This is a genomic window from Paraglaciecola sp. 20A4 (genome assembly GCF_011378905.1).
GTDB lineage: Bacteria > Pseudomonadota > Gammaproteobacteria > Enterobacterales > Alteromonadaceae > Paraglaciecola.
This window is the reverse complement of the sequence record NZ_WTPY01000025.1, coordinates 59,869-71,106: the sequence shown is the minus strand read 5'-3', so window position 1 is coordinate 71,106 and position 11,238 is coordinate 59,869. Positions and strand designations below refer to the sequence as shown.

The following is an 11,238-nucleotide window of genomic DNA, read 5'->3' as shown; positions in this document are numbered from 1 at the left end:
GCATCGACCACCTGTTACCATGGGAATTTGCTAAACGCTAGGTGGGATCACCAGACGCTTACAATCATTTTTCCCTCACTGTTACTTTAACTAAATTTTCTAATTCGAAAACAGATAATATTTAACTCTTATGCTTTTCAGTGTGTATGGCAAGTAGTTGTATTAGAGGCTATTTGTTGGCATAGAGTGGGCTTTGCGGTAGTCTATTTTCAAAAGAAGAATAAGATGTAATTCAGGTATGTTGAGAAACGGTATTTTTTGGTTAGTATGCTTCCTCTCTTTTAGCTTAGGTATTCACGCTGCTGAGACCCCAAACTTTAGCTTTACGCCAGCTGAATTAAACCAACAATTGTCACAAAAAACCGTTCGCCAAATATACCAAGACAGCACGGGTTACTTATGGATCGTGACCCAAGAAGGCGTGAACCGCTATGACGGTTATCAACTACTTAGTTTTGTACATGATCCGCGCAAACCTGATTCGCTTAGTTCTGATAATGTAAGGGCGGTCTTAGAGGATAACGATAAACGTCTATGGATTGCTACCGATGGCGGTGGACTCAATTTATTTAACGCTGCGAAGCAAACCTTTTCCTCGTGGCAAGAAGCTGACAATTCTTTAGTTTTTCCTACTTCCAATAGACTGCAGTCACTTTATTCAGATTCTAAAGGTGACATCTGGATAGGCTATCGTAACGGCAATTTCAGTCGCTTCAACCCGCAAGATATGCAATTTGAACACTTCGATACGCGAGCCCTGTTGCCTAAATTAGATAAAGATGCGGCCATTGTGTCCATCGTTGAAGATTTACATAATATTTGGTTTGCGACAGACGGTAATGGCTTACTTAAGTTAAATAAGAAAACGAAAGAGTTAACACGACTTCATACTGGCGCTAGCGTGCCTTTATTTAGCGATCGGTTAACACAGTTATTCGTCGACGTTCAACAGCGGTTATGGGTGACCAGTCATGATGCGGGCGTTAGCGTGCTTGATCCCCAGCGTATGAACTTTTCTCATTGGCAACACCATGATGGTCAGCCAAATAGTTTAGCCGCCAATTTAGTGCACACCGTTTATCAGGATAAGCATCAACGTATTTGGCTCGGAACCGAAGCAGGGGCGAGTCTTTGGGATGGAAGGGATACATTTACTACTTTTAATATTGATGATGGACTGAGTGACGATAAAATACTGTCGATTTTACAGGACTCATCAGGCTTGCTGTGGTTTGGTACCTACAATGGTATTACCAAGAGTATCCAAGTTCCCTTCGAATACATTGAAAAAGGTTTGGCTAGCAAGGTTGTTCTCGGTTTTGCTGAAACAGAATCGTCTATTGGAGAGCGCGCTATTTGGGTGGCAACCTATGGCGGTCTAACCCGATTAAACAGCAACGCAGAAGTACAGCAAGTCATAAATAAAGATAGTGTTCCAGCACTACGTGATGTACGAGTCATGACCGTGCGTGGTGATAATAATATGTTGTGGTTTGGCACCCGAGGGGGTGGCTTAGGGCGACTTAATGTCGATACCCAGCAAATAGAGTACTTTGTGCATGACCCAGAAAACCCCAAGAGTTTAAGTTTTAATGGTGTCACGAGTGTATTCCCTGACAATGCAGGCAATGTTTGGGTAGGTACATTTGGTGGTGGGGTAAACTATTTACCAGCCGGCAGTAAAGATTTTGTGCACTACCGCTTTGATGAAAATAATCCACGAAGCCTTAATAATGATCGTGTATTAGCGGTCTATCAACTTCTTGATGGAACAATGGTTGTTGGTACGGTTTCGGGCATAAATTTGCTGGATCCAGTGACTTTGGATTTTGATCACATTGAGCATCAACCTGATAACTTTGATAGTTTATCTGCATCAATGGCGTGGGCTTTTTATCAAGACGCAAAAGCGCAATTGTGGGTAGGAACGCAAGGTGGAGGGTTGAATCAATGGTCGGAGAGGGATATTGCAGCTTTAAATAATAATTTCACCCACTATGACAGCTTTAGTGGCCTGCCTAGCAGTCATATTTATTCCATATTAGATGATGACAAAGGCCATTTATGGCTAAGCAGCACAGCTGGCTTAACACGGCTAGATCCTGCTAATGGTAAAGTGCGCCATTTCGATACTTCGCAAGGCTTGAAGGAAAGTGAGTTTAATTTCGGTGCCGGGTTTAAAGACAGCCAAGGGAATATGTACTTCGGCGGTAACGAAGGCATGATCCGCTTCCATCCAGATGACATAAAAGACAGTGATATTATACCGCCTGTTGTCTTAGTGCGTATCAAAAAGCTCAATGAACAGGTGTGGTTTGATGTGCCTTATCAACGCTTGCAAGCGTTAGAGCTGGGCTATAAAGACTATTTTATTTCCTTTGAATTTGCGGCACTAGATTTTAATGCGCCTGGTTTAAATGAATACCGCTACAAACTCGAAGGGCTGGATCCAAATTGGATTGAATTGGAGCATCGGCGTCTAGCAACCTTTACTAACTTACCCGCTGGCGATTACGAACTTAAAGTGCAAGCGAGTAATAATCAAGGTTTATGGAATACTGAAGGCGTTGCATTACCAATAACTGTGCTCCCGCCACCGTGGAAAACATTGTGGGCCTATAGTCTCTATGTGTTTATTATATTGCTGATTATATTGAATATAGTGTGGCGATATCGGCAAAAACGGTTGCGCGAAATGCAACGTTTGATTGAACTGGAAGAAAAAGTAGAAGAGCGAACTAAAGAGTTGCGCCATGCCAACACCCAACTCGAACATGCCATGGAAGAAACTGAAAAAGCACGCAGACTTGCAGAACAAGCAAGTAAAGAGAAAAGTGACTTCCTTGCCATCATGAGCCATGAAATTCGCACTCCTATGAATGGTGTGCTTGGCATGACGGAGGTGCTGCTAAGTTCAGATTTAAAACCCAAACAACAGCATTTTGCCCAGTTAGTATATCGGTCCGGTCGATTGCTACTTGATCTGTTGAATAATATTTTAGATTTTTCAAAATTAGAAGCGGGCAAAGCAGCATTAGAATCGGTGCCTGTTGATTTAGAAGCCTTGCTTGAAGAAGTGTGCGACCTGTTTAGCGAAGCGGCTTACAATAAAGGTCTGCATATCAATGCTATTTTGTCAGATGAAGTATTACCTCAGGTTTATGCCGATCCTGCACGATTACGCCAAATTATTGCTAACCTAACCAGTAACGCCATTAAGTTTACCGAGCGCGGTGAGGTGAATGTGAGCATTAGACGAGTACCTTGTCACGATGTTGCAGTGAAACGGAAATTGAGTGATACACAATACAGCGGATTTGTGTTTTGCGTGCAAGATACCGGTATTGGTATGGCGCCAGATCGTCAGCAAAAAGTGTTTGAAATGTTCACGCAGGCGGATGCTTCCACCACACGTAAATATGGTGGTACTGGCTTAGGCTTAGCTATTTGCAAGCAACTAACCGCCTTGATGGGGGGCAATTTGGGGCTGCAATCAAATATAGGGGAGGGCAGTCGTTTTAGTTTGGAGGTTGATTTACCGTTAACTGAAAATTCATTGGTTCAACTTGAGCCAATTGATAATTGTCCTACCGTGCACTTGGTTCATCTGACCGTGGGCCTTGGTAAGTCTATTGAAACGATGTTGGGTAAGTTAGACATTAAAGTCGTGCATGTACAACGGATCAAATCCGAGTTGGCATCGGCTAAAAATGGTTTATGGATAAGCCAATCGGAGTACCAAACAGCCATTGAAGAATCAGGGATTAACCTGAAAAATTGGATTTGTTTATTGCCTACATCTCAATGGCAAGAAAATGATCAGCGTAATATATTACCTCTACCCGTACATTTTAGAGGTTTGCATCAGAGTTTGTGCCGTGCCTTGGGCATTGAAAATGAAGACCAAAAACGCCTAGATGAAGATCATCGTAATCATCAGAAATTCAACGCAAATATTTTGGTAGCCGAAGATAGCTTAACGAATCAAGAAGTTGCTAAAAGTATGCTGGGACTGTTAGGTTGTGAAGCTTGGTTGGCCGATAACGGTGCAGAAGCTGTTGAACAAGTGAATTTACAGCAACCCGATTTAGTCCTAATGGACTGTCAAATGCCAGTGATGGATGGTTATGCCGCAACTAAAGCGATCCGTAATAATTGGCCAAATATACCCATTGTTGCCCTTACGGCTGGTATGGGCGATAACTTGCGTCAGCAATGCTTAGATTCAGGCATGAATGAAGTCATGTCTAAACCTTTCTCTTTGCAAGAATTAGAGCAAATGTTACTGCGTTATCTACCGGTTCCAAATGGCCCCAAGAGCACCAACGCAGGCCAAACAACACAAAGCTATATTGAACATGAGTCTGCGCCCGATGATACTGAGGCGCTGAGCTTATTAGATATGGGAACCGTTGAAACTTTACTCAAAATTTCTCGTGACACTGGAAACCCTGTATTTGACCGCGTATTGGATGCTTTTAGGCAAGAAGCCGAAAAATTGGTCGCCCAACTGAACGAGCAAGTTAACCTTGATGAGCCTGATTTTACCGCAATCGGCGAAATTGCCCATGCACTTAAATCTATGGCTGGAAATTCAGGTGCCAAAGCCTTATACGAATTGTGTAAGGAATTAGAAGGCAAAATGAAGAATACTCAAGGGAGCGATATACCCTCGTTAGCACAGCGCATTCAGTCGATATTTACTATCAGTTGCGAGAAATTGGAAGCATTTAGACATGTCGATTGAAGGAAAAATTAAGATTTTAGTCAGTGATGACGATCTCACTGCTCGTATCCTTATGAAAGAAACTCTCGCCAGCGACACCATTGAAGTGCTTGAAGCCGAAAATGGTAAACGAGCCATCGAACAGTTTGAGAAACATAGCCCAGCGTTGTTGTTGTTGGACGTATCTATGCCGGAAATGAACGGTTTTGAAGTATGTGAATATATTCGTGCACACGAAAAAGGCAAACATATTCCTATTATTATGGTGACAGGTTCAGATGACTTAGAATCGATTCATAAGTCGTATGCCGTTGGTGCGACTGACTTTATCGCTAAACCCATCAAGTGGCCTATTTTGGGTGAACGGGTCAAGTATATTCTTCGTGCCAGTCAGGCCTTTGCTGATTTGGTTATTCAGCAACAAGCACTACATAAACTCGCATTTTACGACACCCTAACAGGTTTACCCAACCGCCAGTATTTGATGAAAGACTTACATCGATTTTTAGCGATGGCTAAGCGAAATGAATATCAAGCTGCCATGTTATTTATCGATCTTGACCGCTTTAAACGGATCAACGATACCATGGGTCACAGTTACGGCGACAAGTTATTACGCAAGGTTGCACATCGATTACAAGCCAATCTAAGAGACAGCGATATGTTCGCCCGAGTGGGTAGCGTCCTTGAGTCTGATGAGCCTCAGTTAGCCAGTTTTGGCGGTGACGAGTTCACTATTTTCTTAAGCCATTTAAATGACCCTAACGAAGCGACGCTGGTGGCCGAACGCGTGATCCGTAGCTTTAGTAAGCCATTTCAGTTAGAGCAATATGAGGTGGTGATTACCCCTAGTATCGGTATTTCAATGTTTCCTAACGATGGTGAAAACGCTGAAATGCTGCTTAAGAATGCTGATACTGCCATGTACTTTGCTAAGCAATCAGGTCGTTGTTGCTACAAATTTTATCAAGACTCAATGAATGCCAAAGCGGCAGCTCGTTTACAGCTTGAGCAAGACTTACGCCGGGCATTAAAAAATGACGAGATCGTGCCATTTTACCAGCCACAGATATGTGCTCAATCGGGTAAAATTGTTGGGGTTGAGGCACTGGTTCGTTGGCTTCCAGCGCAAGGAGGGATTATTCCTCCTGATGAGTTTATTCCTATAGCTGAAGAAACAGGCCTGATAAACGAACTGGGACGTCAGGTATTAGAGCGGGGATGTCACCAGGCTAAGAAATGGGTCGACATGGGTACGCCGGTGCGCATTGCGATTAATGTGTCAGCACATCAGTTTCGACAACCTGATTTTACGAAAATCGTAGCGAGCGTATTAGCAAAGAGTGAATTACCCCCGTCGTTATTGGAATTAGAATTGACTGAATCGGTGATCATGAGTGATGCACAAGAGAACATTGCTCGCTTGATTGAGTTAAAAAATCTCGGTATATCGCTTGCTGTGGATGATTTTGGCACAGGCTATTCTTCGTTAAGTTACCTAAAACGTTTCCCTATCGATATTCTCAAGATAGATCGTTCCTTTATGTGTGATGTGAATTCAGCACCGGATGATAGGGCGATTGTTGAGGCTATATTAGCTTTGGCCACAAGCTTGAAGCTTGGGGTGATAGCGGAAGGTATCGAATACACGAGTCAAATAAAAATCCTCCAAAATACCGAAAAATTATTGCTGCAAGGATATCTCTTCTCGCGACCTGTGGCGGCGGAGTATATCGCTCCGTTATTACAACAGAGCTTTAACCATTTGATGCCAGAAATATGATTAAAATATCCCCAGTTCTTTCGCGTATAGCTGACGACTTCGAACATATTTTATTGTATGCCCAGACAACTGACAACCCGCTGATAACAGAACTTCAGCAGCAAGTTATGAACACAGAGTTTCAGCTTGACGTTGTGCAGCTAGCGTTAATGGGGCCAGGCACTGCATCTGCAAACCACAGCGCGCAGCCCACGCTACTTGTTGCTTGCGACAGCCCTGAGCATGCTATTGCATTGACTGAAGATTACGGATTGCTAGAGCGACAAGTCTATTGGCTATCAGCTGATACTAGGGGGTTACAAGACAGTCAGATTATACCTGGGCACTTATTTGTTGATTGGCGAGCCTGTGGGGTCTTAAAAGTGATGTTAAATCTGTTAAAACAACAGATTAATATTAGCCAAGACAAACAGTATGTAGAGCATAAACTGGCCTTGTTGTCTGACTGTTTAGGGGACTTATCACTTACCTTAAATGCACAGGGTAATATCATTGATATCAATTTAGAGCTAATGTCTTTAATGGGGACTAAAGGCTTATCAGCGTTGGGACAACATTGGTTGACCAGCTTACATATTCCATCAAACACGGCGAAAAGTCGGATGCAGAATATTTTGTCTGACTTGAGCCATACCCACTCAATGACCCGATTACCGCCTTTTCCCATCCAGTTGGATAAGGTTGTTATGATGGTCGATGGGTTTGTAGGACCGTTACCTAATGATGAGACCTTGCTGATTTTACGGCAAGTGGCTCGCTGGCAAAGCCATGAATGGGCGGAGCAACTTAGCGAGCAAACGACCCCTGTTACTTTACTGCTAATTAACCCAGACGACTTCTCAGAGGTTAATCGAATTCATGGGCGAGAGATTGGCGATCAAGTACTAAATGAGATTATGCACCGCGTATCTGGCGTCTTGCGTGAAAATGATTTTGCCAGTCGTTATAGTGGTGCAGTGTTTGCTGCGCATTTGCCTGAAACAAATGAACAACAAGGGCAAGTTTTAGCTGCTCGGATGTTGCAAGTCTTGCGCAACTCGTACTTTTCGAAAAAGAAACTAAAGCTAGAGTTCAGTTTTGGGCTGGCATCTTTAGATGCCGAAGAGCAGTTAGGTGAACAATCACCGCTAGAATTATTCCGCCGAGCAAACGCCGCTATGCAAGCTGCCCGAAGTATTGGTGGTGGAAAGCTAGTGAGCTGGCAACCACAATTCGATGCCAATATATTAGCTAATTTGGATCGCATGAGCGGTAAGTTCTCCCAAGCACCCAATGATGATTTTAGGTTGATGACATTACAATGGGACGTTATTCGTTTAATAGGCAGTACTCACTCATTGCAGACATTTTCCTCCGAGGTATGTCAATTATTGAGCACGGGTTTACAAAGTGAATTTGCAGGTTTGTACACCATTCAAACCGATAAGCTCGTCAATTTAACATGCACTGCTACTAATGCAGACTTTGATTCGCAGGCTATTCATCAATGGGTTAAAAAAACGGTTAAATTTAAGCCTCGCGGAAATGGTGTGATTGACAAGGTTGCTCAACACCCCATTTTTGGTAGTGCTGTTATTCCGCTTGTGACACGGGATCAATGTTTAGCGGTATTAGTCGTGTGTTGGCAACCTCAAGCACAAGACCGAGTACTAAAATGTACTCACCAACTTGAACAAGTTGCGCCAAATTTGGCCGCTGCAATTGATCGCATCATGTTGCTTGAACAAGATGAAAATAGGCGTGGTATTACTGAGAAAGAGCAATCAGACGGCCATGAGTTATTATTTGAATCGGCCGCCATGCGTACCCTTATGCAGCAGATGCAACTTGTCGCACCGACCGATGCATCAGTGCTTATTATTGGCGAATCGGGCACAGGTAAAGAAGTCATTGCTCAACAACTCCACAACCATAGCTTACATCCTGATAAACCCTTTATTACCGTAGATTGTTCTACAATCGTCGAGCATCTTATTGAAAGTGAGTTGTTTGGGCACCGCAAAGGGGCCTTCACGGGGGCGACAAGTGATCAGCCAGGCAAAATATTGCAGGCTGATGGCGGCACTTTATTCTTGGATGAGGTGGGGGAATTGCCCCTAGATATCCAGTCTAAGTTATTGCGTTTTGTACAGGAGAAGACCTTTGTGGCGGTGGGGGATCAACGAGTTCGAAAAGTCGATGTTCGTTTAGTGCTAGCAACAAACCGTAATTTACCTGATGAAGTCGCCCAAGGACGTTTTCGGGCTGACTTATATTACCGAATCAATGTTTTTACTTTGAATTTACCTACGTTGAATCAGCGCGGTGATGATCCTATCTTGTTGTCCCGTCACTTTTTGCGCAAATTTAGTCAACAGTACAAAAAAGAGATCAACGATTTTTCTGAGGCTGCCCAAGAAAAACTTCGCGCTTATACATGGCCGGGTAATGTAAGGGAGTTAAGAAATTGCATGATGAGAGCAGTTATACTCTGCTCGGGGCGCTACATCGAGCCTGAGCATCTTATTTTGCAGAACGAAGAGCAAGGTGTTAAATCTACAGTGCCGTTGATACTGAGTCCATCTAGAGCGCTATCAGGCGCTTTGGGTCATGTGAGTAGCGACGATGTAATGCAAATTAACGCACTATTGACTCAGGTGGTCGAAGTGGCAAGCCAGCATATTGATATGTTTTCGGTAAGTGGTTGGTTAGAGAAATTATGGTTAGGTCAGTGCGTCGTTAAGTGGGGCAGTTTGTATCAAGTTGCCCAGCAATTAAATCAATCTGAGTCGACGATAAGACGCCGTTACGCCAAGCTAAATGCGACCCCTTTTGAGCAGGCGGAGTTGATCGAATTCACTTCCCAGTGTAATCACCTTTTAGCCTCAATACTTGAGAGCGATAAGCACAGTAAGCTTTGGCCAGTCATTGAAACGTCATTGCACTCAATCGTGCTGCAGTTGGATATTAGCCAAAAGTACAAAGCAAAATTACTAGATGTGACGCAACCTACATTACGTAAAATCATCCAGCAAACTCAAGAATCGCTGTAAATTGAGCTGATCCCCAGCTACGCAATATTGCCGACTGATTCAACTACTTTTGTATAAAGTTGTAATAATAGTAAATTCTATTTTCGGCGCGAAGTTTGCTTAAGGTATACTTATAGATTGTTTATAGGTATGCCTGATTAGCGGATAACGACGGTAGGGTGAAAGGTGGGTAAGTGAGTGCTTATCTGCTGTTAACTGTGTCATAGCAGTAGTTTAAGCTTATTTTCACTCCAATGTTGTTTCATTATTTACTCAAATAATGATTTCAGTTTTTCTACTTAACAAAATGCAAAAATTCGTCGAACGTATCGACTTGGCGACATGCTCAAGAGGAAATAAATCGAATGTGGAGCCACAAGGCAATACAGAGTAATGGATTAGGTTGGGTAAAGATTTTTATTGTACCCGTTCTACTGGGATGCATTTTCAGCGTTATCCGTCAGGCTCATGGGGCTGATACCAGTGATATTGTCCTATCTGAACGCTTTGTAGACGGAATGACCTTACCCGCTTATAAAATGCTGGAGGTTAGTGGGCAGGCGCCTAACGGTCGAACTTTAGATGTAAAGTTGGTAAAAAATAACGTAACGGTCACTATGGCTAGAGTGACGGTAAATAGTGACGGTAATTGGAATATATCTCTAAATGAGCAACCCCCCAGCGGACCTTACCAGCTAAAAATATCAGATGACGATCGCAGCAAAGTCATAAATGACATTTATATTGGTCAAGATGATTATAAGGGGCGCAATCCCAAAGGGGGCATTATTCTCACGACCCGTTTACGTGATGACATGTTGCTGCAACCAGGGGAAGCCATTGATGTCAGCGGGCTTGCTGAGCCAGGACGATCGATAGATATAAAGCTTATTAAAGAGCAAGTAACCTTTACCATGGCGAGAGTCCACGCTGGACGTGATGGGCAATGGCGCGTGACCATGCCTGCTCAAAATGCGGGGGGGCCATTTCAATTGGAGGTGACTGACGGCACTCACAATGAAAAAGTTAACGGGATCATTATAGGGCGAGCCGATATCAAGAAAGCGCCGGTGGTGACAAAGGAAATTGTTGAGAAAAAACCAAGTTCTAATAACATTGCTAAGACCGACCGTAAGCTAAAACCTGTAGCGGCAATAATTGATAAACCCAAGAGTGTGCCCAGTCAGATTAAAAGTGAATTCTTACAACAACAGTTTGATGATTCTTCTTGGCCGTTGGTTAACTTAACGTCGTTAGAGAAACTTCCTAAAAATGAACCCTTGGTAGTACGTAAACACGTACATTTTGCTATTGATCCCCAGGTTGTAAGTTTGAGTGTTGGCCAAGCCAATCAAATTAAGCAAATCTACATTAATGGGCAGATGTTAGAAGCCACAGATTGGCAACAAAACCCGATAAAAATAGCGGTACCAAATGGTATGTTTCGATCGGGAGATAATGTTATCGCGTTAATCTCTAAAGATCAGTGGGACAATACACGTTTTATTGGTACCACCGGACGTTTTAATCTTAACATCGATAATTTTAATCTCGAGTTATCGAGCAATTGGAGCGTCTTTTTCTCGCCTGAAAAAACACTATAGCGGCCAATACTCTAGTTGTATTCAATACGTTAAATGTATAACTATCTAATAAAAGGTTCAGGCGTTGGCAGCCTGAACCTGAGGTTTTTTTTACGACGCTTATTGGGTATATTT

The 11,238-nt window shown here is 43.1% G+C and carries 4 protein-coding genes; all 4 read left to right on the top strand.

Translation table 11 applies throughout. The features are described 5' to 3' along the window. Nucleotides 1-238 precede the first annotated feature (238 nt). The 4 genes from GQS54_RS18255 (at nt 239) to GQS54_RS18240 (ending at nt 11,124) form a co-directional block, all read left to right on the top strand. Nucleotides 239-4,747: a hybrid sensor histidine kinase/response regulator gene (locus tag GQS54_RS18255; protein ID WP_166425364.1), complete on the top strand. Its 4,509-nt coding sequence runs from the start codon at nt 239-241 to the stop codon at nt 4,745-4,747. Beyond that, complete coding sequence (locus tag GQS54_RS18250; RefSeq protein WP_166425363.1) at nt 4,737-6,509, top strand: EAL domain-containing protein; 1,773 nt, start codon at nt 4,737-4,739, stop codon at nt 6,507-6,509. The genes GQS54_RS18255 and GQS54_RS18250 overlap by 11 nt, the downstream gene beginning before the upstream one ends. Next, nucleotides 6,506-9,541 (top strand): sigma 54-interacting transcriptional regulator, encoded by a 3,036-nt coding sequence (locus tag GQS54_RS18245; protein ID WP_166425362.1) that lies wholly within the window; start codon nt 6,506-6,508, stop codon nt 9,539-9,541. Before GQS54_RS18250 ends, GQS54_RS18245 begins: the two co-directional genes overlap by 4 nt. 344 nt (nt 9,542-9,885) lie before the next feature. After that, a complete protein-coding gene (locus GQS54_RS18240) occupies nt 9,886-11,124 on the top strand; it encodes a DUF1533 domain-containing protein (RefSeq protein ID WP_166425361.1) in 1,239 nt (412 codons plus the stop codon). Nucleotides 11,125-11,238: the final 114 nt, after the last annotated feature.

Coding starts and splice junctions, on each gene's coding strand:
- GQS54_RS18245 (WP_166425362.1), top strand. CDS start 6,506: ATGATTAAAATATCCCCAGTTCTTTCGCGTATAGCTGACGACTTCGAA.
- GQS54_RS18240 (WP_166425361.1), top strand. CDS start 9,886: ATGTGGAGCCACAAGGCAATACAGAGTAATGGATTAGGTTGGGTAAAG.
- GQS54_RS18250 (WP_166425363.1), top strand. CDS start 4,737: ATGTCGATTGAAGGAAAAATTAAGATTTTAGTCAGTGATGACGATCTC.
- GQS54_RS18255 (WP_166425364.1), top strand. CDS start 239: ATGTTGAGAAACGGTATTTTTTGGTTAGTATGCTTCCTCTCTTTTAGC.